Annotated in this window: 22 protein-coding genes and 1 riboswitch; of the genes, 18 read left to right on the top strand and 4 right to left on the bottom strand. The window is 66.3% G+C overall.

What is annotated here, in order from left to right; all coding sequences use genetic code 11:
• Positions 1–33 precede the first annotated feature (33 nt).
• The 5 genes from ugpB to ugpQ all read left to right on the top strand — a co-directional run bounded on the left by ugpB (position 34) and on the right by ugpQ (position 5,103).
• Positions 34–1,368, top strand: a complete 1,335-nt coding sequence (gene ugpB, locus DIE17_RS26025) for a sn-glycerol-3-phosphate ABC transporter substrate-binding protein UgpB (RefSeq protein ID WP_124522244.1) — start codon at positions 34–36, stop codon at positions 1,366–1,368.
• Positions 1,369–1,466: 98 nt separating this feature from the next.
• On the top strand, positions 1,467–2,351 hold the full coding sequence (ugpA, locus tag DIE17_RS26020; RefSeq protein WP_044845978.1) for a sn-glycerol-3-phosphate ABC transporter permease UgpA: 885 nt from the start codon (positions 1,467–1,469) through the stop codon (positions 2,349–2,351).
• A complete protein-coding gene (gene ugpE / locus DIE17_RS26015) occupies positions 2,348–3,193 on the top strand; it encodes a sn-glycerol-3-phosphate ABC transporter permease UgpE (protein WP_044845977.1) in 846 nt (281 codons plus the stop codon). The genes ugpA and ugpE overlap by 4 nt, the downstream gene beginning before the upstream one ends.
• Positions 3,194–3,224: 31 nt before the next feature.
• Positions 3,225–4,310, top strand: coding sequence for a sn-glycerol-3-phosphate import ATP-binding protein UgpC (locus DIE17_RS26010; protein ID WP_124487847.1), 1,086 nt, complete (start codon positions 3,225–3,227; stop codon positions 4,308–4,310).
• A gap of 28 nt (positions 4,311–4,338) precedes the next feature.
• Entirely contained in the window at positions 4,339–5,103 is a 765-nt protein-coding gene (ugpQ, locus tag DIE17_RS26005) for a glycerophosphodiester phosphodiesterase (RefSeq protein WP_124522260.1), read from the top strand.
• Positions 5,104–5,266: 163 nt separating this feature from the next.
• Here the strand turns inward: ugpQ and DIE17_RS26000 are convergent, their stop codons facing one another.
• Entirely contained in the window at positions 5,267–5,992 is a 726-nt protein-coding gene (locus DIE17_RS26000; protein WP_044845975.1) for an OmpW/AlkL family protein, read from the bottom strand.
• Positions 5,993–6,185: 193 nt separating this feature from the next.
• Between DIE17_RS26000 and DIE17_RS25995 the strand changes: the two genes are divergently transcribed.
• From DIE17_RS25995 to DIE17_RS25980, 3 genes are all read left to right on the top strand, one after another.
• On the top strand, positions 6,186–6,899 hold the full coding sequence (locus tag DIE17_RS25995; protein WP_006752972.1) for a transposase: 714 nt from the start codon (positions 6,186–6,188) through the stop codon (positions 6,897–6,899).
• Between the two features lie 289 nt (positions 6,900–7,188).
• Positions 7,189–11,892, top strand: a complete 4,704-nt coding sequence (locus DIE17_RS25985; RefSeq protein WP_044845974.1) for a glutamate synthase-related protein — start codon at positions 7,189–7,191, stop codon at positions 11,890–11,892.
• A gap of 85 nt (positions 11,893–11,977) precedes the next feature.
• The gene (locus tag DIE17_RS25980) at positions 11,978–13,444 is read left to right on the top strand and encodes a glutamate synthase subunit beta (protein WP_044845973.1); all 1,467 of its coding nucleotides are present in this window, start codon (positions 11,978–11,980) and stop codon (positions 13,442–13,444) included.
• Between the two features lie 268 nt (positions 13,445–13,712).
• Here the strand turns inward: DIE17_RS25980 and DIE17_RS25975 are convergent, their stop codons facing one another.
• Both DIE17_RS25975 and DIE17_RS25970 read right to left on the bottom strand, forming a co-directional pair.
• Positions 13,713–14,087, bottom strand: a complete 375-nt coding sequence (locus tag DIE17_RS25975) for a hypothetical protein (RefSeq protein WP_124487848.1) — start codon at positions 14,085–14,087, stop codon at positions 13,713–13,715.
• Between the two features lie 59 nt (positions 14,088–14,146).
• On the bottom strand, positions 14,147–15,472 hold the full coding sequence (locus DIE17_RS25970) for a lipid II-degrading bacteriocin (RefSeq protein WP_260426266.1): 1,326 nt from the start codon (positions 15,470–15,472) through the stop codon (positions 14,147–14,149).
• A 230-nt stretch (positions 15,473–15,702) separates the two neighbouring features.
• On the opposite strand from DIE17_RS25970, the gene DIE17_RS25965 reads away from it, so the two are divergent.
• The gene (locus DIE17_RS25965) at positions 15,703–17,193 is read left to right on the top strand and encodes a sodium:alanine symporter family protein (RefSeq protein ID WP_124522240.1); all 1,491 of its coding nucleotides are present in this window, start codon (positions 15,703–15,705) and stop codon (positions 17,191–17,193) included.
• Complete coding sequence (thpR, locus tag DIE17_RS25960; RefSeq protein ID WP_124522238.1) at positions 17,190–17,738, top strand: RNA 2',3'-cyclic phosphodiesterase; 549 nt, start codon at positions 17,190–17,192, stop codon at positions 17,736–17,738. The genes DIE17_RS25965 and thpR overlap by 4 nt, the downstream gene beginning before the upstream one ends.
• A 73-nt stretch (positions 17,739–17,811) precedes the next feature.
• Here thpR and DIE17_RS25955 read toward each other — a convergent pair whose 3' ends face one another.
• Complete coding sequence (locus tag DIE17_RS25955) at positions 17,812–19,581, bottom strand: ABC transporter ATP-binding protein/permease (protein WP_124522236.1); 1,770 nt, start codon at positions 19,579–19,581, stop codon at positions 17,812–17,814.
• Positions 19,582–19,849: 268 nt separating this feature from the next.
• A riboswitch (TPP riboswitch) is annotated at positions 19,850–19,973 on the top strand.
• Positions 19,974–20,207: 234 nt separating this feature from the next.
• Here DIE17_RS25955 and DIE17_RS25950 point away from each other — a divergent pair.
• The 8 genes from DIE17_RS25950 to DIE17_RS25915 all read left to right on the top strand — a co-directional run bounded on the left by DIE17_RS25950 (position 20,208) and on the right by DIE17_RS25915 (position 26,802).
• Entirely contained in the window at positions 20,208–21,344 is a 1,137-nt protein-coding gene (locus DIE17_RS25950; protein ID WP_124487852.1) for an FAD-dependent oxidoreductase, read from the top strand.
• A gap of 32 nt (positions 21,345–21,376) precedes the next feature.
• Positions 21,377–21,574: a sulfur carrier protein ThiS gene (gene thiS, locus DIE17_RS25945; protein ID WP_014898319.1), complete on the top strand. Its 198-nt coding sequence runs from the start codon at positions 21,377–21,379 to the stop codon at positions 21,572–21,574.
• 38 nt (positions 21,575–21,612) lie between these two features.
• Entirely contained in the window at positions 21,613–22,428 is an 816-nt protein-coding gene (locus DIE17_RS25940) for a thiazole synthase (RefSeq protein WP_039322226.1), read from the top strand.
• A complete protein-coding gene (gene thiE / locus DIE17_RS25935) occupies positions 22,425–23,549 on the top strand; it encodes a thiamine phosphate synthase (RefSeq protein ID WP_124522234.1) in 1,125 nt (374 codons plus the stop codon). Before DIE17_RS25940 ends, thiE begins: the two co-directional genes overlap by 4 nt.
• 84 nt (positions 23,550–23,633) lie before the next feature.
• Positions 23,634–24,455: an ABC transporter ATP-binding protein gene (locus DIE17_RS25930; RefSeq protein ID WP_044845966.1), complete on the top strand. Its 822-nt coding sequence runs from the start codon at positions 23,634–23,636 to the stop codon at positions 24,453–24,455.
• Positions 24,452–25,219: a lipid asymmetry maintenance ABC transporter permease subunit MlaE gene (gene mlaE, locus DIE17_RS25925; RefSeq protein ID WP_006762098.1), complete on the top strand. Its 768-nt coding sequence runs from the start codon at positions 24,452–24,454 to the stop codon at positions 25,217–25,219. Before DIE17_RS25930 ends, mlaE begins: the two co-directional genes overlap by 4 nt.
• 24 nt (positions 25,220–25,243) lie before the next feature.
• The gene (gene mlaD, locus DIE17_RS25920; RefSeq protein ID WP_124487854.1) at positions 25,244–25,804 is read left to right on the top strand and encodes an outer membrane lipid asymmetry maintenance protein MlaD; all 561 of its coding nucleotides are present in this window, start codon (positions 25,244–25,246) and stop codon (positions 25,802–25,804) included.
• Between the two features lie 32 nt (positions 25,805–25,836).
• Positions 25,837–26,802: a VacJ family lipoprotein gene (locus tag DIE17_RS25915; RefSeq protein WP_044845963.1), complete on the top strand. Its 966-nt coding sequence runs from the start codon at positions 25,837–25,839 to the stop codon at positions 26,800–26,802.
• Positions 26,803–26,886 lie beyond the last annotated feature (84 nt).

Here is a 26,886-nt window from a genome sequence, read left to right as displayed (position 1 = left end):
GCTGTTGGTAACGTTTTCACAGGAGAGAGATCGATGAAGAAGAAGCCCGCGGGGACAATGGTTCGCTCGATCGCGCTGGGCGGCGCGCTCATGTTCGGTGTGCAGCATGCGGCGTTCGCCGCGACGGAGATCCAGTTCTGGCATGCGATGGAGTCGGCGCTCGGTGAGCGCGTCAACGAGCTCGCCACGCAGTTCAACGCATCGCAGAGCGACTACAAGATCGTGCCGGTCTTCAAGGGCACGTACGACCAGGCACTCGCGGCGGGCATCGCCGCCTATCGCAGCGGCAACGCGCCGGCGATCCTCCAGGTCTATGAAGTCGGCACCGCGACGATGATGCAGGCGAAGAAGGCTGTCGTGCCGGTCTACGACGTGTTCAAGCAGGCCGGCGTGCCGCTCGACGAAAAGGCGTTCGTACCGACCATCGCGAGCTACTACAGCGACGCGAAGACGGGCCATCTCGTGTCGATGCCGTTCAACAGCTCGACGCCGGTGCTGTACTACAACAAGGACGCGTTCAAGAAGGCCGGGCTCGACCCGAACCAGCCGCCGAAGACGTGGGCCGACGTGCAGGCCGCCGCGGAGAAGCTGCGCAAATCCGGGATGACGTGCGGCTTCACGACCGGCTGGCAGGGCTGGATCCAGCTCGAGAACTACAGCGCGTGGCATGCGCTGCCGTTCGCGAGCCGCAATAACGGCTTCGACGGCGCCGACGCGGCGCTCGAATTCAACAAGCCGCAGCAGGTCGCGCACATCGCGTTCCTGCAACAGATGCAGAAGGACGGCACGTTCACGTACGCGGGCCGCAAGGACGAGGCATCGGCGAAGTTCTACAGCGGCGACTGCGGGATCCTGACGACGTCGTCGGGCGCGCTCGCGAACGTGCAGAAGTTCGCGAAGTTCAGCTACGGCACGGGCATGATGCCGTACGACGCGAACGTGAAGGGCGCGCCGCAGAACGCGATCATCGGCGGCGCGAGCCTGTGGGTGCTGGCCGGCAAGGATCCGGCGACCTACAAGGGCGTCGCGAAGTTCCTCGCATTCCTGGCCTCGCCGCCGATCGCCGCGAAGTGGCACCAGGAAACCGGCTACCTGCCGGTCACGACGGCTGCGTACGACCTCACGCGCCAGCAGGGCTTCTATGCGAAGAACCCGAGCGCGGAAACCGCGATCAAGCAGATGATGAACAAGCCGCCGCTGCCGTATACGAAGGGGCTGCGCCTCGGCAACATGCCGCAGATCCGCACGGTCGTCGACGAAGAGCTGGAGCAGGTCTGGGCGGAGAAGAAGTCGCCGAAGGAGGCGCTCGACTCGGCGGCGTCGCGCGGCGACGAGCTGCTGCGCCGCTTCGAGAAGTCGGGCGGCTGAGCCTGCATCGCGTTCGTGCCGCCGGCCGCTGCATCGCGTATGCGCGCGTGCGGGCCGGCGGCACGGTTCCCTTCCCGTTTCGCCTCCGGACACCCGCGATGCAATCCCGTTCCCGTTTCGGCGCGAGCCTGCTGCCGTACCTGCTGATCGCGCCGCAGCTCGCGATCACCGCCGTGTTCTTCCTGTGGCCGGCCGGCGTCGCGCTGTGGCAGTCGACGCAGATGCAGGACGCGTTCGGCACGTCGAGTGAATTCGTCGGCTTCGCGAACTTCACGCACCTGTTCGCCGACCCGCTGTACCTCGACTCGTTCCGCACGACGCTGGTGTTCAGCTCGCTCGTCACGGTCAGCGGGCTCGTCGTGTCGCTGCTGCTCGCCGCCTGCGCCGACCGAGTGATCCGCGGCGCGCGCGTATACCGCACGCTGCTGATCTGGCCGTATGCGGTCGCGCCGACGATCGCGGCCGTGCTGTGGGCGTTCCTGTTCAACCCGAGCATCGGCCTCGTCACCTATGCGCTCGCGAAGGGCGGCATCGTGTGGAATCACGCGCTGAACGGCGGCCAGGCGATGTTCCTCGTCGTGCTCGCGTCGGTATGGAAGCAGGTGAGCTACAACTTCCTGTTCTTCTACGCAGGACTGCAGGCGATTCCGCGCTCGCTGATCGAGGCGGCGGCGATCGACGGTGCCGGGCCGGTGCGGCGCTTCTTCCACATCGTGCTGCCGCTGCTGTCGCCGACGAGCTTCTTCCTGCTGGTCGTGAACCTCGTCTACGCGTTCTTCGACACCTTCCCGGTGATCGACGCGGCCACCGCCGGCGGCCCCGCGCAGAGCACGAAGACGCTGATCTACAAGATCTTCACGGAAGGCTTCCAGGGGCTCGACATCGGCAGCTCGGGTGCGCAGTCGGTCGTGCTGATGATCATCGTCGTCGGCCTGACGGTGATCCAGTTCCGCTTCGTCGAACGCAGGGTGCAATACGCATGATCGAAAATCGCAAGGGCTTCGACCTGTTCTGCCACGCGGTGCTGATCGCGGGCGTCGTGCTGATCGTGTTCCCCGTGTACGTCGCGTTCTGCGCGGCGACCATGAACGCGCAGGAAGTGTTCACGATCCCGCTGTCGCTGGTGCCTAGCACGCACCTGCTGGAGAACGTCGCCTATATCTGGGGGCACGGCAGCGGCGGCACGACGGCGCCGTTCGGCCGGCTGCTCGTCAACAGCTTCGTGATGGCGCTCGCGATCGCGGTCGGCAAGATCGCGGTGTCGATCCTGTCCGCGTACGCGATCGTCTACTTCCGCTTCCCGTTCCGCAACACGGCGTTCTGGCTGATCTTCATCACGCTGATGCTGCCGGTCGAGGTGCGGATCTTCCCGACCGTGCAGGTCGTGTCGACGCTCCACATGACGAACACCTACGCGGGGCTCTCGCTGCCGCTGATCGCATCGGCGACCGCGACGTTCCTGTTCCGCCAGTTCTTCATGACGCTGCCCGACGAGCTGATGGACGCCGCGCGCATCGACGGCGCGGGGCCGCTGCGCTTCTTCCGGGACGTCGTGCTGCCGCTGTCGAAGACGAGCATCGCGGCGCTGTTCGTGATCACGTTCATCTACGGCTGGAACCAGTATCTGTGGCCGATCCTGATCACGACGGAGGCGTCGCTGTCGACGGCGGTGGTGGGCATCAAGACGATGATCGCGAGCGGCGACGCCGCGACCGAATGGCAATACGTAATGGCGGCGACGCTGCTGGCGATGATTCCGCCGCTCGTCGTCGTGCTGGCGATGCAGCGCTGGTTCGTGCGCGGCCTCGTCGATTCCGAGAAATAACCACGGACGGCAACCGGGAGAAGGACCAAGTATGGCTGCGCTGAGCTTGAAGGGCGTCAGGAAATCCTACGACGGCAAGCAGCACGTGCTGCATGGCATCGACGTGGAGATCGCCGACGGCGAATTCATCGTGCTGGTCGGCCCGTCGGGCTGCGGCAAGTCGACGCTGCTGCGGATGATCGCGGGGCTCGAGACGGTGACGGACGGCGAGATCGCGATCGGTGAGCGCGTGGTCAACGCGCTGGAGCCGAAGGATCGCGACATCGCGATGGTGTTCCAGAACTACGCGCTGTATCCGCACATGACGGTCGCGCAGAACATGGGCTACGGGCTGAAGATCCGCGGCATCGAGCGCGCGACGATCGACGCGCGGGTCGCTGCCGCCGCGAAGATCCTCGAGCTCGAGCCGCTGCTCGCGCGGCGGCCGCGCGAACTGTCGGGCGGCCAGCGGCAGCGCGTCGCGATGGGGCGCGCGATCGTGCGCGAGCCGTCGGTATTCCTGTTCGACGAGCCGCTGTCGAACCTCGACGCGAAGTTGCGCGTGCAGATGCGGCTCGAGATCCAGCGGCTGCATGCGCGGCTCGCGACCACGAGCGTGTACGTGACGCACGACCAGATCGAGGCGATGACGCTCGCGCAGCGCGTGATCGTGATGAACCGCGGCTATGCGGAGCAGATCGGCGCGCCGGTCGACGTGTACGAGAAGCCGGCGACGGTGTTCGTCGCGGGCTTCATCGGCTCGCCGGCGATGAACCTGATGCACGGCCGGCTGTCGGAGGATGGCGCGACGTTTACGGTCGCGGGCGGCGGCCCGGCGCTGCCGGTCGCCGGCGCGCCCGGCATCGGCACCGCGATCGCCACCGGGCGCGACTGGGTGCTCGGCGTGCGGCCGGAGCACATGACGCCGCAGCCGGGCGTCGCGCAGGCGACGCTGCCGGTCGACTCGTGCGAGCTGCTCGGCGCGGACAACCTCGCGCACGGCCGCTGGGGCAACCACGACGTCGCGGTGCGGCTGCCGCACGCGGATCGTCCCGCGCGCGGCACGGCGCTGGGTGCCGCGCTGCCCGCGCACCGGCTGCATTTCTTCGATCCCGAGACCGGCAAGCGGGCCGGCTGATCCTGACGAACCCGTTGCGAGGCGCATGATGACTTCCCGAACCGACTGGCCCTATCCGCGCGTCGTCGCCCATCGCGGCGGCGGCACGCTCGCACCGGAGAACACGCTCGCCGCGTTCGACGAGGGCGCGCGGCGCGGTCACCGGATGGTCGAGTTCGACGCGAAGCTATCCGCCGACGACGTGACGTTCCTCCTGCACGACGACACGGTCGACCGCACGTCGAACGGCCGCGGCCCGGCGGCGGGCATGCGTTATGCGGCGCTGGCCGCGCTCGACGCCGGTGCCTGGTTCGACGCGCGTTTCGCGGGCGAGCGGATGCCGACGCTCGAGGCGGCGGCGGCGCGCTGCGTCGCGCACGGGCTGGCGGCGAACGTCGAGATCAAGCCGTGCCCGGGCCGCGAGCGCGACACGGGGCAGCGGGTCGCGGCCGATGCGGCCGCGTACTGGCATGGCGCGGCGGTGCCGCCGCTCTTGTCGTCGTTCTCGTTCGAGGCGCTGCAACAGGCGCGCGCGAGCGCACCGGCACTGCCGCGCGGGATGCTGTACGAGGCGGTACCGGACGACTGGCACGCGCAGGTCGTCGGTGCGCTCGGCTGCGTATCGTTGCACGCAAGCCACAAGGAGCTCGACGAACCGCTCGTGCGCGCGATCAAGGCGGCCGGCCTGCGGATCCTGGTGTACACGGTCAACGACCTCGCCCGGGCGCGCGAACTCGCGCGCTGGGGCGTCGATGCGGTCTGCACGGACCGGATCGACCTGATCGCCGCCGATGCGCTGGACGACATCGCGTAGCGACCGGTCCCGCGCGATGCTGGTGGCGGGAAAACCCTGAGGCAAAAAAACGACGCCCCGGCGGGTTTCCGCCGGGGCGTTTTCCATCGTGGAGACGTTACGTCACGAAAAATCGGCTACAAATTGCAGCAGGATTAACCATTCCCCAAATATTCGACTACGCTTAGAAGCGGTAGCCGATGTTCAGGTACGTGACGATCGGATTGAGCGAGATCTTCGCTTTCGACGTTTCGGTCAGGGTGCCGACCGGCGTCCGGCGGGCCGTCGTGAAGGTCGCGGTGACGCTGATCGGGATGTACGAGATCGACAGGCCGCCGAACCAGTGTTTCGTGAAGTTGTACGTGAAGCCGGCGTTGAACACGGGCGCCCACTGGTTGCTGGTCGTCGCGCTGGTCGGGCCGCCGAGCACGCCGTTCTCGAAGCTGCTGTTCGTGATCTTTGCGCCGGTGAACCACGTATATGTCGCGCCGACGCCGACATACGGACGGAACTTCGCGTTGGCGTCGTTGAAGTGGTAGCGCAGCAATACGGCGGGGCTCCACTGGTACGCACGGCCGAGTACGCCGAAGTTTTCGAACCGACCCTTGCCGGTAATGTCGAACTTCGGCGGTATCCCCATCACGAGCTCGGTGGAGATATGGTCGGTGACGAAGTAGCCCGCTGCGAGACCGAGCGTATCGGCGTCGTTGATGCCGGCGCCGGTGTTGGGAATCGATTGGTTGATGGGCGTGCCGCCGACGCCGTAGACGAACAGCGGGTCGCTGCTGTCCTGCGGCGAAAAGTGCAGCCAGCCGGTGCTGACGTAGAAATCACCTGCGGATTGTGCGTGTGCCGTACCGCCCGCGAATGCGAGCGCCACGGCCCCCGTAATGGCCAGTTTTCGTTTCATTGTGTCTCCTCCGATCAAAGGCGTGCTCATTATGACGACTGCGTTTAAAACCAAACAAGCTCGCAAGTTAGAGCTTTCTCCCTAGGATTCGCACGACCGTACGCTTCCGCGCCCCGCCAGGACAGGCATTCTACGCAGGTGCGCATTTTCGGACCTTCGGGTATTTCCTAACGCGTTCAAACGGACATTCAGCATGGCACGGTTAGCACGACTCTACGTTCCCGACCAGCCGCAGCACGTGATACTGCGCGGCCTGGATCAGCAACCCGCGTTTGTCGACGACCAGGACTACGAACTCTTCATCGATTGTCTGAAGGCCGCGGCACGCGATCACCATCTTTCGGTGCATGCCTACGTGCTGCTGCCGCGTCAGGTGCAGCTCCTCGTGACGCCGAGCGACGAGGCGAGCCTGCCGAAGGCGATGCAGGCGGTGGGCCGCCGCTACGTCGCGCATTTCAACCGGCGCTATTCGCGGCGCGGCACCCTGTGGGAAGGCCGCTATCGCGCGACCGTGATCGAAGGCGAGCGCTATTTCCTGCTCGCGAGCCGCGTGGTCGAGATGAGCCCGGTGCGCGCGCAGCTGGTCGCGACGCCCGACGCCTATCGCTGGTCGAGCTACCGGCACCACGTCGGGCTCACCGTCGACAGCCTGATCACCGACCATCCGCTCTACTGGGCGCTCGGCAACACGCCGTTCGACCGTCAGCGCGCGTACAAGGAGCTGTGCGAGCAGCCGCTCGACGAGCGGCAGGCCGATCAGCTCCAGCAGGCGACACTCAAGGGCTGGGTGCTCGGCGGCGAGAACTACCGCGAGTGGGCGGCGCGCACGGCGAACCGCCGCGTGTCGCCGCTGCCGCGCGGACGCCCCAGAAAGGTGCGTGAAAACACGCCGCCGATCCAGCAGTAACGCGGGAAAGGCGGATCACGAGGCGGCGCCGCGGGTGCCGCTTCTTTTTGCACCAAAATGATACGGCCCCAATAAAACAGCACCAGATCCGAGCATCTGTTTAAATGGGGTTCTATCAAGCGGTTTTTGTTGCTATTCCTTTGATTCGTCGCGTATATTCCGAATTCCGGTGGCCCGGGTGAAGCTCGCCCAACCACTGTCGGCCGTGCCGTCTCCCGTCGGGAGCGGGATCGACGGCAACAAAAAAATGGTTCAACGGCCCTCGAGGCCCCTTTACGACGGTGTCCCCATGAACGACCACCAGCAGCCGCTCGCCGCGGTGCCCGCCGCACAAGGTCTGTACGACCCGCAAAACGAACACGACGCCTGCGGCGTCGGCTTTGTCGCTCACATCAAGGGCAAGAAGAGCCACGAGATCATTCAGCAGGGTCTGAAGATCCTCGAGAACCTCGATCACCGCGGTGCGGTCGGTGCCGATCCGCTGATGGGCGACGGCGCCGGCATCCTGATCCAGATTCCGGACGCGTTCTATCGCGAGGAAATGTCGAAGCAGGGCGTGACGCTGCCGCCGGCCGGCGAATATGGGGTCGGCATGATCTTCCTGCCGAAGGAAAATGCATCGCGTCTCGCGTGCGAGCAGGAGCTCGAGCGGACGGTGCGGGCAGAAGGGCAGGTCGTGCTCGGCTGGCGCGACGTGCCGGTCGACCATACGATGCCGATCTCGCCGACGGTCAAGGCGAGCGAGCCGCTGATCCGCCAGATCTTCATCGGCCGCGGCAAGGACATCATGGTGACGGACGCGCTCGAGCGGAAGCTGTACGTGATCCGCAAGACCGCGAGCCACCGCATCCAGGCGCTGAAGCTCAAGCACGGCAAGGAATACTTCGTGCCGTCGATGTCGGCGCGCACGATCGTCTACAAGGGGCTGCTGCTGGCGGGCCAGGTCGGCGTGTACTACCGCGACCTGCAGGACGCGCGCGTCGTGTCGGCGCTCGCGCTCGTGCACCAGCGCTTCTCGACCAACACGTTCCCGGCCTGGGAGCTGGCGCACCCGTACCGGATGATCGCGCACAACGGCGAGATCAACACCGTCAAGGGCAACGTGAACTGGCTGAACGCGCGTACCGGCGCGATCGCGTCGCACGTGCTCGGCGACGACCTGCCGAAGCTGTGGCCGCTGATCTACCCGGGCCAGTCGGACACCGCATCGTTCGACAACTGTCTCGAACTGCTGGTGATGGCCGGCTACCCGCTCGTGCACGCGGTGATGATGATGATCCCGGAAGCCTGGGAACAGCACACGCTGATGGACGAGAATCGCCGCGCGTTCTACGAATACCACGCCGCGATGATGGAGCCGTGGGACGGCCCCGCCGCGATCGCGTTTACCGACGGCCGCCAGATCGGCGCGACGCTCGACCGTAACGGCCTGCGCCCGGCGCGCTACATCGTGACCGACGACGACCTCGTCATCATGGCGTCGGAAGCCGGCACGCTGCAGATCCCCGAATCGAAGATCGTCAAGAAGTGGCGCCTGCAGCCGGGCAAGATGTTCCTGATCGACATGGAACACGGCCGCATCATCGACGACAAGGAGCTCAAGGACAACCTCGCGAACGCGAAGCCGTACAAGAGCTGGATCGACGCCGTGCGCATCAAGCTCGACGAGATCGAGCCGAAGGCCGAGGACGTCGCGGCCGGCCGCACGCAGGGCGCCGCGCTGCTCGACCGCCAGCAGGCGTTCGGCTATACGCAGGAAGACCTGAAGTTCCTGATGGCGCCGATGGCGCAGCAGGGCGAAGAGGCCGTCGGCTCGATGGGCAACGACTCGCCGCTCGCGGTGATGTCGAACAAGAACAAGACGCTCTATCACTACTTCAAGCAGCTGTTCGCGCAGGTCACGAACCCGCCGATCGACCCGATCCGCGAGAACATGGTGATGTCGCTCGTGTCGTTCATCGGCCCGAAGCCGAACCTGCTCGACACGAACAACATCAACCCGCCGATGCGTCTCGAAGTGTCGCAGCCGGTGCTCGACTTCAAGGACATCGCGAAGATCCGCGCGATCGACCAGTACACGGGCGGCAAGTTCAGCGCGTACGAACTGAACATCTGCTACCCGGTCGCATGGGGCAAGGAAGGCATCGAGGCGCGCCTCGCGTCGCTGTGCGCGGAAGCCGTCGACGCGGTCAAGTCGGGCTACAACATGCTGATCGTGTCGGACCGCAAGACGGACGCCGAGCACGTCGCGATCCCGGCGCTGCTCGCCACGTCGGCGATCCACTCGCACCTCGTCCAGCAAGGGCTGCGCACGAGCACGGGCCTCGTCGTCGAGACGGGCTCCGCACGCGAGACGCACCACTTCGCGCTGCTCGCGGGCTACGGCGCGGAAGCCGTGCACCCGTACCTCGCGATGGAAACGCTCGCGAAGATGGCCGAAGGCCTGTCGGGTGACCTGTCGCCGGAGAAGGCCGTCTACAACTTCACGAAGGCGGTCGGCAAGGGCCTGCAGAAGGTGATGTCGAAGATGGGCATCTCGACGTACATGTCGTACACGGGCGCGCAGATCTTCGAAGCGCTCGGCCTGTCGAGCGACCTCGTCGAGAAGTACTTCAAGGGCACGGCCTCGAAGGTCGGCGGCATCGGCCTGTTCGAAGTCGCGGAAGAAGCGATCCGCCTGCACCGCGATGCGTTCGGCGACAACCCGGTCCTGCGCGACATGCTCGACGCGGGCGGCGAGTACGCGTATCGCGTGCGCGGCGAAGACCACATGTGGACGCCGGACTCGATCGCGAAGCTCCAGCACGCGACGCGCAGCAACTCGTACCAGACGTACAAGGAATACGCGCACCTGATCAACGACCAGACCAAGCGTCACATGACGTTCCGCGGCCTGTTCGAGTTCAAGGTCGAGCCGACCAAGGCGATCCCGATCGAAAACGTCGAACCGGCGAAGGACATCGTGAAGCGCTTCGCGACGGGCGCGATGTCGCTCGGTTCGATCAGCACGGAAGCGCACGCGACGCTCGCGATCGCGATGAACCGGATCGGCGGCAAGTCGAACACCGGCGAAGGCGGCGAGGACGAGAAGCGCTACCGCAACGAACTGCGCGGCATTCCGATCAAGTCGGGCGAGACGCTGAAGTCGGTGATCGGCGACGAGATCGTCAGCGACATTCCGCTGAAGGATGGCGATTCCCTCCGCTCGAAGATCAAGCAGGTCGCGTCGGGCCGCTTCGGCGTCACCGCCGAGTACCTGGCATCGGCCGACCAGATCCAGATCAAGATGGCGCAGGGCGCGAAGCCGGGCGAAGGCGGCCAGCTGCCGGGCCACAAGGTGTCCGAATACATCGGCAAGCTGCGTTACTCGGTGCCGGGCGTCGGCCTGATCTCGCCGCCGCCGCACCACGACATCTACTCGATCGAGGATCTGGCGCAGCTGATCCACGACCTGAAGAACGTGAACCCGAGCTCGAGCATCTCGGTGAAGCTGGTGTCGGAAGTCGGCGTCGGCACGGTCGCGGCCGGTGTTGCGAAGGCGAAGGCCGACCACGTCGTGATCGCCGGCCATGACGGCGGCACGGGCGCGTCGCCGCTGTCGTCGGTCAAGCATGCGGGCACGCCGTGGGAACTCGGCCTCGCCGAAACGCAGCAGACGCTGGTGCTGAACCGCCTGCGCGGCCGCATCCGCGTGCAGGCCGACGGCCAGATGAAGACGGGCCGCGACGTCGTGATCGGCGCACTGCTCGGCGCGGACGAATTCGGCTTCGCGACGGCACCGCTCGTCGTCGAAGGCTGCATCATGATGCGCAAGTGCCACCTGAACACGTGCCCGGTCGGCGTCGCGACGCAGGATCCGGTGCTGCGTGCGAAGTTCAAGGGCCAGCCCGAGCACGTCGTGAACTACTTCTTCTTCGTCGCCGAGGAAGTGCGCGAGATCATGGCGCAGCTCGGCGTCGCGAAGTTCGACGACCTGATCGGCCGTGCCGACCTGCTCGATACGCGCAAGGGCATCGAGCACTGGAAGGCGAAGGGCCTCGACTTCTCGCGCGTGTTCTACCAGCCGGAAGAGTGCGAGGACGTCGCGCCGCGTCACGTCGACGTGCAGGATCACGGCCTCGAGCGCGCGCTCGACCACGTGCTGATCGAGAAGGCGAAGGCCGCGATCGAGAACGGCGAGCATGTGTCGTTCATCCAGCCGGTGCGCAACGTGAACCGGACGGTCGGCGCGATGCTGTCGGGCGTGATCGCGAAGAAGCACGGCCACGAAGGCCTGGCCGACGACGCGGTGCACATCCAGCTGAAGGGCACGGCCGGCCAGAGCTTCGGCGCGTTCCTCGCGAAGGGCGTGACGCTCGACCTCGTCGGCGACGGCAACGACTACGTCGGCAAGGGCCTGTCGGGCGGCCGGATCATCATCCGTCCGACCAACGACTTCCGCGGCAAGTCCGAGGAAAACATCATCTGCGGCAACACGGTGATGTACGGCGCGATCGAAGGCGAATCGTTCTTCCGCGGCGTCGCGGGCGAACGCTTCTGCGTGCGTAACTCGGGCGCGACGGCGGTCGTCGAAGGCACGGGCGACCACGGTTGCGAATACATGACGGGCGGCACGGTCGTCGTGCTCGGCGAAACCGGGCGCAACTTCGCGGCCGGCATGTCGGGCGGTCTCGCGTACATCTACGATCCGGAAGGCACGTTCGCGGCGAAGTGCAACAAGTCGATGGTCGCGCTCGAGCCGGTGCTGCAGCAGGCCGAGCAGGAGCGCACGGTCGACCGCGCGCTCTGGCATGCGGGCACGACGGACGAAGCGCTGCTCAAGGGGCTCGTCGAGCGTCATTTCCAGTTCACGGGTTCGCCGCGCGCGAAGTCGCTGCTGGAAAACTGGGACGCGGCGCGCCGCCAGTTCGTGAAGGTGTTCCCGCACGAATACAAGCGCGCGCTGGGCGAGATCGGTGCGAAGAAGGCGGCGAAGGAAGTGCTGGCCGCCTGAGCGACGAACGACATAGCGAATGCCGCGCGCGCCTGACGGCCGCGCGCGGCTCCCCCACCCGATACACCGAACAGAAGAGCACCTTATGGGCAAGGCAACCGGTTTTCTGGAGTTCGAACGCCGCCACGAGGCGTACGAAGCACCGCTCACGCGCGTGAAGCACTACAAGGAATTCGTCGCGGCGCTGACCGACGCGGACGCGAAGGTCCAGGGCGCACGCTGCATGGACTGTGGCATCCCGTTCTGCAACAACGGCTGCCCGGTCAACAACATCATTCCGGACTTCAACGATCTCGTTTACCGCCAGGACTGGCAGCAGGCGATCGAAGTCCTGCATTCGACCAACAACTTCCCCGAGTTCACGGGCCGCATCTGCCCGGCGCCGTGCGAGGCAGCCTGCACGCTCGGGATCAACAACGATCCGGTCGGCATCAAGTCGATCGAGCACGCGATCATCGACAAGGCCTGGGCGGAAGGCTGGGTGAAGCCGCTGCCGGCCGAACACAAGACCGGCAAGAAAGTCGCGGTCGTCGGTTCTGGCCCCGCGGGCCTCGCCGCTGCGCAGCAGCTCGCGCGTGCCGGCCACGACGTGACGGTGTTCGAGAAGAACGATCGCGTCGGCGGCCTGCTGCGTTACGGGATCCCCGACTTCAAGCTCGAGAAGTGGCTGATCGATCGCCGCATGCGCCAGATGGAAGCGGAAGGCGTGACGTTCCGCACCAGCGTGTTCATCGGCAAGGATCCGCTGCCCGAGTCGATCGGCAGCCTCGCGAAGGAAACCATTTCGCCGGACACGCTGAAGGAGGAATTCGACGCGGTCGTGATCGCGGGCGGTTCGGAAACGCCGCGCGACCTGCCGGTGCCGGGCCGCGAACTCGCGGGCGTGCATTTCGCGATGGACTTCCTGCCGCAGCAGAACCGCGTGAACGCGGGCGACAAGCTCGCCGACCAGCTGCTCGCGAAGGGCAAGCACGTGATCGTGATCGGCGGCGGCGATACGGGTTCGGACTGCGTCGGCACGTCGAACCGTCACGGCGCGAAGCAGGTCACGCAGTTCGAGCTGCTGCCGCAGCCGCCGGAAGAGGAAAACAAGCCGCTCGTGTGGCCGTACTGGCCGATCAAGCTGCGCACGTCGTCGTCGCACGAGGAAGGCTGCGAGCGTGACTGGGCGGTCGCGACGAAGCGTCTCGAAGGCAAGAACGGCAAGGTCGAGAAGCTGATCGCGGTACGCGTCGAGTGGAAGGACGGCAAGATGCAGGAAGTGCCGGGCTCCGAGTTCGAGATGAAGGCCGACCTGGTGCTGCTCGCGATGGGCTTCACGCAGCCGGCAGCCACCGTGCTCGAGGCGTTCGGCGTCGCGAAGGACGCACGCGGCAACGCGCGTGCGGCGACCGAAGGCGATCGTTCGTACTACACGTCGGTCGACAAGGTGTTCGCGGCAGGCGACATGCGTCGCGGCCAGTCGCTCGTCGTGTGGGCGATCCGCGAAGGCCGCCAGTGCGCGCGCTCGGTCGACGCGTACCTGATGGGGCATTCGGAACTGCCGCGCTGAGTATCATCGCGAGCGGGTTTCGATGAAAGCCGGGCGTCCGAGAGGGCGCCCGGTTTTTTTGTGTAGCAGCCGTTGACGATCGTGTGCCCATCATCGCGTCGCGACGGGGCTTGCCGCATGGCGACAAACATTGTCAGGACGGTTTGGAGTATGTCAACGAGCGTCATTCGATGCCCCCATGTCGATTTGTCCGTCCAATCGGTCGCGCGATAGAGCCAAAGCGCCGTTTTTTTCGAACGTGCCGAGTGCTTTATGTTCCGATGTGCGATCAATTGCCAGGAGATGGGGGGGCGTGCGGTGATTCCTTGACTCGCCAATAGCTTGCTAGTTGTTCGTTGCAATCGATCATCGCGATGTACTTTGTTCCGTCGACGAGCAGGGGGAATTCCCAGACCCCGAGTTTCCATGCGTGATATCGCGGGGCACCATCGAATTGGATGCGATTGGACTGCACCCCTTGGTCTTCGATGTATGCGAGGATCTTTCCGCGGAGTACCTCGATGGATGCATCGGGGCAACTGCCTTCCGTCCTCTCGTACCGAGAAAACGCCACGACGACGAACAGCAATACGAACGTGCCAATGGCGGCGGCGATAATCCAGAGGATCCAACGCATCACGAAGCACAAGACTGTCGAAAGCATGATCGGATTCGGCGTGTGTTTGGTTGTCGAGATTGCGCGCGCGACAGGAATTCTCGATCCTAGAAGCGGCCGGGGCGCATCAAGCCGCCAAATGATGGCCTATGAACGGCCTCCGGGGGGCGCATTTCGGCATTTCGCACGGGTCTTTGGCCAGAAAATGAGATATTCTTTTCGCCGGTGAAGATTATCTGATAGTCCGTATGCCCTAGCACCGAACCGAGTTTCGCCAGAAACGTGGTGGCTGCCTCTTGAAGAAATGGTCGATTTGATGGATCGGCATCAAACCTGTCTGGATTGAGTGTGTAATACCCGTTGAATCGATATGTGTTGTCGGCGAGTAGTTCCAATGTTCCGTGAACTCGGCCGGATATTCGTCCCAAGACGGTTGCGCTCCACAGATCCTGAGTTCCATGGTTGAAGATGTTGGTGCTGAATCCGCTGTCGATTGGATAAATGCCAGGGCCATATCCTTGGTTTTCGATGGCTCGCGATATTTCTCCGAAATCGCTAACATTCATTTTTAAGTTTAGAGATTCGATGTTGATGGATCGTTGGACTCCGTTTCCGTGTATCCAGTGATTGACTGCCTCTATGAACATCAGTGGGTTGCCATAAAAATCGAATTTCGATGTGGGCAGGGCTTTGTCCAGTTGGCCGACGTAGATGCCAAATAATGCGGAAATGTTTGCATAATGCCCGGGTGCGAAATTAAACCCATATTGGTTGGCGCCGGGCAAATACTTGTAGCCGCCTATGGCCAGCCATGGCGTGAATCCGCCGACCAGCACAAGCTGATTGCGCCAGAAGTTTGTGTCGTTGCGTCCGATTGCCGGCAAATACCTGAAGAACATTTCGGTCGCGCGAACCATGTTGCCCGTGTTCGCAAAAAGGAGCATGTAGTTGGACGCGCAATATTGATTGAAGCAGACCGATGGGGGTGGTATTCCTGCCCCGATATTGGCGCCGGGTATTTCGTTCGAGTTGATTTTGAAATCGCCAAAGTTGAAATCAGGCGGTCGTGGTGCGGTAACCGAAATCGGTGGTAGGACATTTGATTGCGCCGCGCTCGTTGTATGTTTCAGCAAGGTTCCGAGCGGTAGCGCGGTCGAAGCAATCAGGAAGCGGCACCTGTTCTGGTGTTGCCGTTTGTTGTCGCCATTCATGACATTTTCAGATGCCAGCGTGTCGTGCTTGAGCATTTCACACCCCGTTTGGTTGTCTTTCGGTAATTGATTCGTATTGCGAAAGACACAGCGTTTGCCTTTTTGGATTGTTCTGCAAGAATTTTGTATGGTTCTTATCCGCGCGCCAGCCTCGAGCGGAACCCCCTTGTGAGCCGAGCGTGAGGCGCGGCAACGTCCAATCGAAGCAGTTCCGCGAGACATGTCCTCCTCGTTCGGCGGTTCGAACAACGTTTCCAAACGTCAAAGTTCATTGCGCAGAACATGGTTCTGCGTGTGGCGAGTCGCATAATCTTGAAGCGTTGGCAGTCCGGCCAGCGTCGCGCCACAGTCCTTTCGTTTTGTAAGATTTCTTGCGAATTGTCATATCATGTCGTCCTTCCGGCGCGCCACGCGCAGCCGACCATGATCGACCCCATTTGAAAGGACTCTGGATGGAAGCACTCGTGCATGGGCTGATCGACGCCGTCAACGGCGTGCTGTGGAACTACGTGCTGATCGCGCTGCTGCTCGGCGCCGGCGCGTGGTTCACGTTGCGGTTCCGGATGATCCAGCTGAAGGCGCTGTTCCTCAGCATGAAACTGGTCGGCAGCAAGGGCGAGCCGGGCAGCATCTCGTCGTTCCAGGCGTTCGCGACCGGGCTCGCGAGCCGCGTGGGCACCGGCAACATCGCCGGTGTCGCGGTCGCGCTGACGGTCGGCGGGCCGGGCGCGATCTTCTGGATGTGGATGACGGCGCTTGTCGGGATGTCGTCGGCGTTCGTCGAGGCGACGCTCGCACAGATCTTCAAGGTGTCGCATCCGGACGGCAGCTATCGCGGCGGCCCCGCGTACTACATCCAGACGGGCCTGCGCTCGCGCGGCTTCGGCGTGCTGTTCTCGCTGTCGCTGATCCTCGCGTTCGGTTTCGTGTTCAACGCGGTGCAGGCCAATGCGATCGCCGACGCGTTCCATACGTCGTTCGGCTGGAGCCGCGAGACGGTCGGCCTCAGCCTCGTGCTGCTCACCGCGCCGCTCATCTTCGGCGGGATTCGCCGCATCGCGTCGGTCGCGCAGGTGATCGTGCCGGTGATGGCGATCGGCTACCTCGCGCTGGCGGTCTACGCGGTCGCGACCCACATCGCGATGGTGCCGGCCGTGATCGCGCTGATCGTGAAGAGCGCGTTCGGGCTCGAGCAGGCGGCGGGCGGCCTGACCGGCTATGCGGTCAGCCAGGCGGTCGCGATGGGCGTGAAGCGCGGGCTGTTCTCGAACGAGGCCGGCATGGGCAGCGCGCCGAACGCGGCCGCGACCGCGAGCGTGCGGCATCCGGTCGTGCAGGGGCTGATCCAGATGCTCGGCGTGTTCGTCGACACGATCGTGATCTGCAGCGCGACCGCGTTCGTGATCCTGCTGTCGGGCCAGTACGAACTCGGCACCGGCATGGAAGGCGCGGCGCTCACGCAGCGCGCGATCGCGAGCCACGTCGGCGGCTGGGGCGGCATCTACATGGCCGTCGCGATCTTCTTCTTCGCGTACTCGTCGGTGATCGGCAATTACGCATACGCGGAAGGCAACGTCGATTTCATCACGAAGCGGCGCGGCGTGCTGCCGCTGTTCCGCATCGCGGTGCTCGGGATGGTGATGTTCGGCAGCGTCGGGCAACTGCCGCTCGTGTGGGCGATGGCCGATACGAGCATGGGGCTGATGGCGATCATCAACCTGGTTGCGATCCTCGCGCTCGGCAAGTATGCGCATGCCGCGTGGCGCGACTATCGCCGCCAGCGCGCGCAGGGCATTGCCGATCCGGTGTTCACGCGCAACACGATTCCCGAGCTCGCGCGCGTGCTGCCGGCCGACGTGTGGGGCGAGCACGGCCCGCTGCCGCAGCGTCCGGTGTCGGCCGATGCGGTGGCCGAAGCGCGCGTGGCGGTGCGCGAGTCGTGAACGGCGACCGGCTTCGTGCGTTCGTCGCGCTGATGCCCGACACGGCATCGCGCGACGCGCTGCATGCGCTGCCGGTCACCCGCGGCGCGCGGCGCACGTTGCCCGCGCAACTGCACGTGACGCTCGCGTTCATCGGCGCGATCGAACGCGCGCGTTGCGACGCGCTGGCCGCGCGCCTGCCGGCGCTCGCGGCCGCGCATGCGCTGCCGTTGCAGCCGGTCGAGCGGATCGCGTGGTGGCCGAGCCTGCCGCGAGCGAGGCTGATCGTCGCGGAACTCGCGCCCGATCCTGCCTGTACGGCGCTGAATGCCGACTTATCCGCGCTGTTGCGCGAACTGGGCGTGCCGGCCGACCGCCGGCCGTTCAGGCCGCACGTCACGCTCGCGCGGTTGCCGCGCGACGCGGACGGGCAGCCCGCGCACGGCGGCGCGACCGGGCGGCCGTGCGCGCTGCGTTTCGCCGCGCTGACGCTATTCGAAAGCCGGCTGTCGCACGACGGCGTGTCGCATGTGCCGATCGTGTCGGTGCCGGTCGTGCCGGCGTAGCGGGAAGGCGGGAAGGCAGGAAGAACGAGGAAGAGAAGGCCGGCGCGGCATGCACCGGCCTTCTGTTGAGCGGTTACGCGGCGACCTTGTCGCTGTCGTTCACGCGTTCGACGTTGATCGTGCCGACGTGGAACGCGGCCAGCGACTCGCGGTGCGCGATGCTGACGATCGCGGCCTTCGGCAGCCGTTCGGCGAACAGGTGATAGAGCCGCGCTTCGTTGTCGGCGTCGAGCGCGCTCGTCGCTTCGTCGAGGAACAGGAAGTCCGGCTTGTGCAGCAGCACGCGCGCGCCGGCGAGACGTTGCTGTTCGCCCGGCGACAGCACGCGCGTCCAGTGGCCGGTCTCGCCGAGGCGCTCGACGTAGTCTTCGAGGCGGCACGCGCGCAGCGCGTCGCGGCACGCGTCGTCGGCGAACGTGTCGGGCGCGGCCGGATACGTGAGCGCTGCTTTCAGCGTGCCGATCGGCAGGTAACTTGTCTGCGGCACGAACATCATCCGCGCGCCGACCGGCGCGTCGATCGCGCCGTCGCCGAACGGCCAGAGGCCCGCGAGCGCGCGCATGAACGTGCTCTTGCCGGAACCCGACTTGCCGATCACGAGCCAGCGCGAGCCGGGTTCGATCGTCACGTTGCCGATGTTCGCGAGCGCGTTGCCGTTCGGCAGCGCGAGCTTCAGCGACGACGTCGACAGCTTCGCGGCATCGACGTAGTGCAGGTTGATGCCGCCGTGCTCGGTCGCGGGCGACAGGCTTTCCTTCAGGTGCGACGTGCCCATCACGCGCTTGAATTCACGCAGACGGTTGACGGTGGCGCGCCATTCGACGAGGGTCGAGTAACTGTTGATGAACCACGAGAACGAATCGCTGACGGTGCCGAACGCGGACGAGATCTGCATCAGCACGCCGAACGAGAACGCGCCGGCGAAATAGCGCGGCGCCGCGACGACGAGCGGGAAGATGATCGCGATCTGCCCGTAGAAGCTCAGCACGAACGTGAGGCGCTTCGTGTACTTCATCACGCGCCACCAGTTGTCGCGAATGCGCGTGAACAGGCTCTGCGCGTTGGCGGTCTCGGTTTTCTCGCCGTCGTAGAACGCGATCTGCTCGGCGTTCTCGCGCACGCGGATCAGCCCGAAGCGGAAGTCGGCCTCGACGCGCTGCTGCTGGTAGTTGATCGACACGAGCGGGTGACCGACCTTCTGGATGATCAGCGAGCCGACCACCGCGTACAGCGCGGCCGCCCACACCATGTAGCCGGGGATCGTGATCGGCGTCGCGCCGAGCGAGAGCGTCAGCGCGCCGGCGAGCGACCACAGGATCGTGATGAACGACACGAGCGTGACGACCGTCGACAGCAGGTCGAGCGACAGCGCGAGCGTCGTCGTCGCGAACGACTGGAGGTCGTCGGTGATCCGCTGGTCGGGGTTGTCGGCGAGGCGGTCGCGTTCGATCCGGTAGAACGCGCGATCGCCGAGCCACTGGCCGAGAAACCGGTCGGTCAGCCACTGGCGCCAGCGGAACCCGAGCATCTGGCGCAGGTAGCGGCCGTACACCGCAAGGATGATGAAGCCGAACGCGAGCGCGGAGAACTGCATCAGCAGGTTCGGGAAGTCGTGGACGTCCTTCGACTGCAGCGCGTTGTAGAACTGCGCGTTCCACTTGTTCAGCTTGACGTTGATCCAGACCACGCAGAGGTTGATCGCGATGATCGTGACCAGCAGCCCCCACGCGACTTTCCATTCGGACGACACCCAGTAGGGCTTGATGAGGCTCCACGCGGATACCGGGCGCTCGTCCTGCGGCGCGTCGGAGGCGGAGCGGACGGGATCGATCGATTGGGTCATGTGCTTCCTGATGAGTAGCCGGCGCGCGGGCCGGGCGGAGCCGGACGCGCGCCGCGATACGGCATGCCGGGACGAGGTGCCGACTGACGGCGGGCGTCCGGATGGTGGCCCGCGCGTCTTAAACGGCACTTAAGGCCGGCGGTGACGCGGCAACCGGCCGCTCGCGCGGCCGGCCTGCGGGCATTGTGCCAGAGCGGCGCGGCGCGACGGCGAATTTGCCGCAAGGGGACAGTTTGCGGCGCTTTCCGCTTTTATGGTCTAATGGCCGACGACGAAACAGGGGTGCTTCGAGCGCGGCCGACGGACAGTTCCGGGCAACGCGGCGAGGCTGAGAAAGACCCTTCGCACCCGATCCGGGTAATACCGGCGAGGGAAGTTTCTGATCCCGCCGGGCCGCGCTGGCCGCCATCCCACATGGTCAGCGCCCGAGTCCCGCCCGGCCGGCCTTTGCTGCCGGTTTCGTCCTTTTGGGTACGCGCGTCGCGCGTTACGGAAGGAATGATGACCGCTCAATCTTCAGTCTTTTGCGCTGTTCCCGATCCGCTGTCGCGTGCGTCTGCACGGGACCGTGTGCGCGCGTCGACGTCCGTCGCATGCGCCCGCCTGGTTCGCGGGGAGGGGGCGCGATGAACCTCCATGCTTCCCGGCCGGATTTCGCGGTACTCGGCGGCGGCCTCGTCGGCCGCCTGATCGCGTGGCGGCTCGCGGGCGACGGGCATCGCGTCGCACTGTACGAACGCGGCGGCCCGGACGGCGAGCAGTCGGCCGCGTGGGTCGCGGCCGCGATGCTCGCGCCGCTCGCCGAGGCGGCGAGTGCCGAGCTGCTGATCACCGAGCTCGGCGCCGCATCGCTCGCGCGCTGGCCGCAATGGCTCGCGGAACTGCCCGAACCGGTGTTCTTCCAGCAGCACGGCACGCTCGTCGTCTGGCATCACGCGGATCGTGCCGAGGCGCCGTTGTTCGAGCGGCGCGTGCGCGCGAACGCGCCGGCCGAGCTGTTCGACGGCGGCTTCGTCGCGCTGGCCGGTGGCCAGGTCGACGCGGCCGAGCCCGCGCTCGCGGGACGCTTCGCGCGCGGCCTGATGCTGCCGCGCGAAGGGCAGCTCGACAACCGGCAGGCCCTGCGCGCGCTCGCGGCGGGCCTCGCGCAACGCGGCGTCGAGCTGCACTGGCACGCGACGATCGACGACGCGAACCGGCCCGACGCGCATTTCACGATCGATTGCCGTGGGCTCGGCGCGAAATCCGCGCTGCCCGCGCTGCGCGGCATCCGCGGCGAGGTCGCGCGCGTGCATGCGCCCGGCATCGGGCTCACGCGGCCCGTGCGGCTGCTGCATCCGCGCTATCCGCTGTACATCGCGCCGAAACAGGACGACCTGTACGTGATCGGCGCAACCGAGGTGGAGGGCGAGGACATGTCGCCCGTCAGCGTGCGCTCGGCGCTCGAACTGCTGAGCGCGGCGTTCTCCGTGCACCCGGCATTCGGCGAGGCGCGCATCCTCGAACTCAACGCACAGTGCCGCCCGACGCTGCCCGACCATCGCCCGGCGGTGATCTGGGACGGCGCGACGACGCTCGCCGTCAACGGCCTGTACCGGCACGGCTTCATGATCGCGCCGGAAGTCGCGCATGCGGCGGTCGCGTTCGCGCACGCCGCGCTCGGCGGCACGTTCGCCGATGCCGACGCGTTCGCCGCGTGGCGCGATGCCGCGCGCTGGCCGACGCTCCTTCATCACCGCGACGACGCGCGCCAGCCGGCCTGATGCGCGCCGCCGACCGAATTCGATCAAGCCTCATGGATATCCAGATCAACCAACAGACGCTGACGCTGCCCGACGGCGCGACAGTGGCCGACGCGCTCGCCGCGTACGGCGCGCGTCCGCCGTACGCGGTCGCGCTGAACGGCAATTTCGTCGCGCGCACGCAGCATGCGGCGCGCGCGCTCGCGACGGGCGACAAGCTCGACGTGGTGCACCCCGTCGCGGGCGGCTGAGCGCCGCCGGTTCGCCCCCGCTCTTCCAGGAAAACGACATGACGTCCCTCACTTCCGCCGACGCGCTGACGCTGTATGGCGAAACCTTCGCAAGCCGCGTGCTGCTCGGCACGTCGCGCTATCCGTCGCTGCAGTCGCTGTCCGACTCGATCGCCGCGTCGCGCCCCGGGATGGTGACGGTCGCGCTGCGCCGCCAGATGACCGGCGGCACGGCCGAGGCCGGCTTTTTCGACCTGCTCAAGCGTCACGCGGTGCCGCTGCTGCCGAACACGGCCGGCTGCCAGACCGTCGCCGAGGCGGTGACGACCGCGCACATGGCGCGCGAGGTGTTCGACACCGACTGGATCAAGCTCGAGCTGATCGGCGACGACTACACGCTGCAGCCCGACCCGGTCGGGCTGATCGAGGCGGCCGCGCAACTGGTCAAGGACGGCTTCAAGGTGCTGCCTTACTGCACCGAGGATCTCGTGATCGGCCGGCGCCTGCTCGACGTCGGTTGCGAGGCGCTGATGCCGTGGGGCGCGCCGATCGGCACCGGCAAGGGCGTCGTGAACCCGTACGGGCTGCGCGTGTTGCGCGAGCGGCTGCCGGACGTGCCGCTGATCGTCGACGCGGGGCTCGGGGTGCCGTCGCACGCGTGCCAGGTGATGGAGTGGGGTTTCGACGGCGTGCTGCTGAACACGGCCGTGTCGCAGGCCACGCACCCGGAGATCATGGCGCGCGCGTTCGCGCAGGGCGTCGAGGCCGGCCGTGCGGCCTACCTCGCCGGGCCGATGGATGCGCGCGAGACCGCGCATGCGAGCACGCCGGTCGTCGGGATGCCGTTCTGGCACCAGGACGGAGGCGGCGCATGAGCGTGCGCTTCGCCGATGCCTTCTGGCCGCCGGCCGACGAGCTGGCCGAAGCGGCCGAGCGGATTCGCGCGCGCCTCGGCGACTGGCCGGCCGGCACGACGCCGTGGCGGCTCTGCGTCGCGGCGCCCGACGTGCCGGCCGACGGCGACGTGCTGATCGTGTCGGCCGGCGACCGTGCCGCGCAGGCGCGCGCGTCGGCTGCATCGCGCCCCGCATCGCCGGACGCGGTCGCGATCGAATTCGACGAGCGCGGCGCCGTGCTGCATGCCGTGGGCGTGCGCCACGCGCTGGAAGCCGCGCATCCGCTCGCCGACGACTGGATCGCGGCGCTCGCCGCGTTCCTCGACTGCGGTTTCGCGCCGATCGACGCGCTGGTGCTCGCGCTGGCGTGGCGCGACGGCGACGAAACGCGCGATGCCGATGCGTGGCCGGTCGACGCGGCACGGTTCCCGCGTGTCGCCGGCCTGGCCGCCGCACCGGAGCCGGCATTCCCGCCGTGCCCCGCGCAACTGGGCCTGTATCCGGTCGTCCCGGATGCCGAATGGGTCGAGCGCGTGTTGGATTGCGGCGCGCGGACCGTGCAGCTGCGCGTGAAAGGCGCGGAGCCGGACGCATTGCGCCGTGAAATCGCGCGCGCGGTCGCGGCAGGGCGCCGCTATCCCGATGCGCGTGTGTTCATCAACGATCACTGGCGGATCGCAGTAGAAGAGGGTGCGTACGGCGTACATCTGGGCCAGGAGGATCTGGAAACGGCCGATCTGGCCGCGCTCGCGCGCGCCGGCCTGCGGCTCGGGCTGTCGAGCCACGGTTATTACGAGATGTTGCGGGCCTTGCACGAGCGCCCGAGCTATCTGGCGCTCGGTCCCGTCTACGCGACCGCGACCAAGGCAGTCGCGGCGCCGCCGCAGGGCCTGGCGAGGATTGCCCGCTATGCGCGCTTCGCGGGGGCGCGGGCGCCGCTCGTCGCGATCGGCGGCGTGGGGCTCGACGCGTTGCCGGACGTGCTGGCGACGGGCGTCGGCAGCGTCGCGGTGGTCAGCGCGATCACGGGCGCCAACGATTATCGGGCGGCGATTGTTGCGTTGCAGCAATGCTTTGCCCGACAATTTGACAATCATTGACCGCAGGGCCCGGAACGGCGTCACGACATCATTCCAATGCAGGCCCTATAATTCGGCGTTCTGCGTAAAAGGACTGTCAGCTCCGTGAGCCCCACTCCTACCGAGACCCTGCTGGAACTTCGCGACGTCGACTTTGGCTACGGCGACCGCCTCGTCCTGTCGAACCTGAACATGCGCTTCGGGCGCGGCCAGGTCGTCGCCGTCATGGGCGGGTCGGGTTGCGGCAAGACGACCGTGCTGCGCCTGATCGGCGGGCTGGTGCGCGCACGCCGCGGCCAGGTGCTGTTCGACGGCGCCGACGTCGGCGCGCAGACGCGCGACGGCCTGTACGCGCTGCGCCGCAAGATGGGCATGCTGTTCCAGTTCGGCGCGCTGTTCACCGACATGTCCGTGTTCGAGAACGTCGCGTTCGCGCTGCGCGAACACACCGACCTGCCCGACGACCTGATCCGCGATCTGGTGCTGATGAAGCTCAACGCGGTCGGCCTGCGCGGCGCGCGCGACCTGATGCCGTCCGAGGTGTCGGGCGGGATGGCGCGCCGCATCGCGCTCGCGCGCGCGATCGCGCTCGACCCGCAGCTCATCATGTACGACGAACCGTTCGCGGGCCTCGATCCGATCTCGCTCGGCATCACCGCGAACCTGATCCGCACGCTGAACGAGGCGCTCGGCGCGACGTCGATCCTCGTCACGCACGACGTGCCGGAATCGTTCGCGATCGCCGACTACGTGTATTTTCTGGCCAACGGCGGCGTGCTCGCGCAGGGTACGCCCGACGAGCTGCGCGCATCGACCGACCCGAGCGTGCGCCAGTTCATCGACGGCGCGCCGGACGGCCCGTTCAAATTTCATTACACGAGCCCGCCGCTAGCAGCGGATTTCGGGCTCGGCGGAGGGCGCGCATGATCAGCGCGATCGGACGTTACGTCATCGGCGGCCTCGAGCGCGCGGGCTACGGCACGCGGCTGTTCGTGCGCCTCGTGCTGGAATTCTTCCCGCTGTTGCGCCGGCCGCGGCTGGTCACGAAGCAGATCCACTTCCTCGGCAACTATTCGTTCGTGATCATCGCCGTGTCGGGCCTGTTCGTCGGCTTCGTGCTCGGCCTGCAGGGCTACTACACGCTGAATCGCTACGGGTCCGAGCAGGCGCTCGGCCTGCTGGTCGCGCTGTCGCTCGTGCGCGAGCTCGGCCCGGTCGTGACCGCGCTGCTGTTCGCGGGCCGCGCCGGCACGTCGCTGACGGCCGAGATCGGCCTGATGAAGGCCGGCGAGCAGCTCACCGCGCTCGAGATGATGGCCGTCGACCCGGTCAAGACGGTGATCGCGCCGCGCCTGTGGGCCGGCATCATCGCGATGCCGCTGCTCGCCGCGATCTTCAACGCGGTCGGCGTGCTCGGCGGCTATTTCGTCGGGGTCGTGCTGATCGGCGTCGATCCGGGCGCGTTCTGGTCGCAGATGCAGGGCGGGGTCCAGGTATGGGCCGACGTCGGCAACGGCGTGATCAAGAGCATCGTGTTCGGGTTCGCCGTGACCTTCATTGCGCTGTTTCAAGGGTATGAAGCGAAGCCCACGCCCGAGGGCGTGTCGCGCGCGACGACCAAGACGGTCGTGTTCGCGTCGCTCGCCGTACTCGGCCTCGATTTCCTGCTGACCGCGCTGATGTTCAGCTAAGCCTCAGCCAAGCCAAATTTTGGGATGACGATGAAAAAGACTGCTCTCGACTTCTGGGTCGGCCTGTTCGTGGTGGTGGGCTTCCTTGCGGTGCTGTTCCTGGCGCTCAAGGTCGGCAACATGAGCTCGCTTTCGTTTCAGCCGACCTACTCGGTGCGGATGAAATTCGACAACATCGGCGGGCTGAAGGCGCGCGCGGCCGTGAAGAGCGCGGGTGTCGTGGTCGGTCGCGTGAAGGCGATCGGCTTCGATCCCAACACCTACCAGGCGCTGGTGACGATCGATATCGACGGCCAGTATCCGTTCCCGAAGGATTCGTCCGCGAAGATCCTGACGTCGGGCCTGCTCGGCGAGCAGTACATCGGCCTCGATCCGGGCGGCGACACCGAAATGCTGAAGGCGGGCGATACGATCACGATGACGCAGTCGGCGATCGTGCTCGAGAACCTGATCGGCCAGTTCCTGTACAGCAAGGCAGCCGACGCGGGTGGCGCGAAGCCGGCATCCGGCGCCTCGGCTGCACCGGCGGCGCCCGCACCGGTCGCGGTGCCGGCCTCCGCGGTGTCCGGTTCGGCCGCCCAATAACCACACGAGAGAAAGACAAGAGGGTAATGACCATGCAGACGATCCGCATCAGGCACGCCGCGCTCGCGGTGGCGGCAGTCGCCGCATTGAGCGGTTGCGCGACCGTGCAGACGCCGACCAAGGGCGATCCGCTCGAAGGCTTCAACCGGTCGATGTACAAGTTCAACGACACGGTCGACACGTACGCGCTGAAACCGGTCGCGAAGGGCTACCAGTACGTGGTGCCGCAGCCGGTGCGCGACAGCGTGACGAACTTCTTCTCGAACATCGGCGACGTCTACATCGCGGCGAACAACATCGTGCAGCTGCGGATCGCGGACGGCGTCGGCGACATCATGCGCGTCGTGATCAACACGGTGTTCGGCGTCGGCGGCCTGTTCGACGTCGCGACGATCGCGAAACTGCCGAAGCACACGGCCGACTTCGGGATCACGATGGGTCGCTACGGCATGCCGTCGGGTCCGTATCTCGTGCTGCCGCTGCTCGGCCCGAGCACGCTGCGCGACACGGCCGGCCTCGGCGTCGACTACGTCGGCAACCCGCTCACCTACGTGAAGCCGGACGGCCTGAGCTGGGGCCTGTTCGGCGTGAACCTCGTCAATACGCGTGCGAACCTGCTCGGCGCGGGCGACGTGCTGGATGCCGCGGCGCTCGACAAGTATTCGTTCGTGCGCAACGCGTACCTGCAACGCCGCCAGATGCTGATCGACAACGCGCGCGGCGAGGCCTCGACGACGTCGAGCAACGATGCGCTGCCGAAGTACGACCTGCCGGACGACGGCGCGGCACCGGCGGCAGCCGGTGCGGCCGGGACGGCGGGCGCCGCGGCAGTCGGTGGCGCGACGGCGCCGGCCGGCGCATCGGGCGCGGCCGTTGCCGCACCGGCGTCGGGTGCCGCCCAGGCGCCGAACCCGGCCAGCGCGACGACCGTGCCGCCGATGCAGGTGGCGCCGCCGTCGCCGGGCGGATTCCGCTTCCCGAGCATCCGGCTGCACTGACGCGCTTACATTCGTTACAGCCGGAAACGATTCAGTCGGTAGCGCACGCGAACCTTCGCGTAATCTACCGGCTCCAACCTTCGC

This window comes from Burkholderia sp. Bp9099, from assembly GCF_003857805.1.
In the GTDB taxonomy this organism is placed as follows: Bacteria; Pseudomonadota; Gammaproteobacteria; order Burkholderiales; family Burkholderiaceae; genus Burkholderia.
Note: the sequence above shows the minus strand (reverse complement) of the source record. Positions and strands in the feature narration are given on the sequence as shown.

Bases quoted from the DNA above. Each gene is read 5' to 3' on its own strand.
- ugpE (WP_044845977.1), top strand. From the start codon at position 2,348: ATGATCGAAAATCGCAAGGGCTTCGACCTGTTCTGCCACGCGGTGCTG.
- thiE (WP_124522234.1), top strand. From the start codon at position 22,425: ATGAGCGTGCGCTTCGCCGATGCCTTCTGGCCGCCGGCCGACGAGCTG.
- DIE17_RS25955 (WP_124522236.1), bottom strand. From the start codon at position 19,581: ATGACCCAATCGATCGATCCCGTCCGCTCCGCCTCCGACGCGCCGCAG.
- DIE17_RS25965 (WP_124522240.1), top strand. From the start codon at position 15,703: ATGGAAGCACTCGTGCATGGGCTGATCGACGCCGTCAACGGCGTGCTG.
- mlaE (WP_006762098.1), top strand. From the start codon at position 24,452: ATGATCAGCGCGATCGGACGTTACGTCATCGGCGGCCTCGAGCGCGCG.
- DIE17_RS25980 (WP_044845973.1), top strand. From the start codon at position 11,978: ATGGGCAAGGCAACCGGTTTTCTGGAGTTCGAACGCCGCCACGAGGCG.
- thiS (WP_014898319.1), top strand. From the start codon at position 21,377: ATGGATATCCAGATCAACCAACAGACGCTGACGCTGCCCGACGGCGCG.
- mlaD (WP_124487854.1), top strand. From the start codon at position 25,244: ATGACGATGAAAAAGACTGCTCTCGACTTCTGGGTCGGCCTGTTCGTG.
- ugpA (WP_044845978.1), top strand. From the start codon at position 1,467: ATGCAATCCCGTTCCCGTTTCGGCGCGAGCCTGCTGCCGTACCTGCTG.
- DIE17_RS26010 (WP_124487847.1), top strand. From the start codon at position 3,225: ATGGCTGCGCTGAGCTTGAAGGGCGTCAGGAAATCCTACGACGGCAAG.
- DIE17_RS26000 (WP_044845975.1), bottom strand. From the start codon at position 5,992: ATGAAACGAAAACTGGCCATTACGGGGGCCGTGGCGCTCGCATTCGCG.
- DIE17_RS25950 (WP_124487852.1), top strand. From the start codon at position 20,208: ATGAACCTCCATGCTTCCCGGCCGGATTTCGCGGTACTCGGCGGCGGC.
- DIE17_RS25985 (WP_044845974.1), top strand. From the start codon at position 7,189: ATGAACGACCACCAGCAGCCGCTCGCCGCGGTGCCCGCCGCACAAGGT.
- ugpB (WP_124522244.1), top strand. From the start codon at position 34: ATGAAGAAGAAGCCCGCGGGGACAATGGTTCGCTCGATCGCGCTGGGC.
- DIE17_RS25970 (WP_260426266.1), bottom strand. From the start codon at position 15,472: ATGTCTCGCGGAACTGCTTCGATTGGACGTTGCCGCGCCTCACGCTCG.
- DIE17_RS25975 (WP_124487848.1), bottom strand. From the start codon at position 14,087: ATGCTTTCGACAGTCTTGTGCTTCGTGATGCGTTGGATCCTCTGGATT.
- DIE17_RS25915 (WP_044845963.1), top strand. From the start codon at position 25,837: ATGCAGACGATCCGCATCAGGCACGCCGCGCTCGCGGTGGCGGCAGTC.
- DIE17_RS25940 (WP_039322226.1), top strand. From the start codon at position 21,613: ATGACGTCCCTCACTTCCGCCGACGCGCTGACGCTGTATGGCGAAACC.
- ugpQ (WP_124522260.1), top strand. From the start codon at position 4,339: ATGACTTCCCGAACCGACTGGCCCTATCCGCGCGTCGTCGCCCATCGC.
- DIE17_RS25995 (WP_006752972.1), top strand. From the start codon at position 6,186: ATGGCACGGTTAGCACGACTCTACGTTCCCGACCAGCCGCAGCACGTG.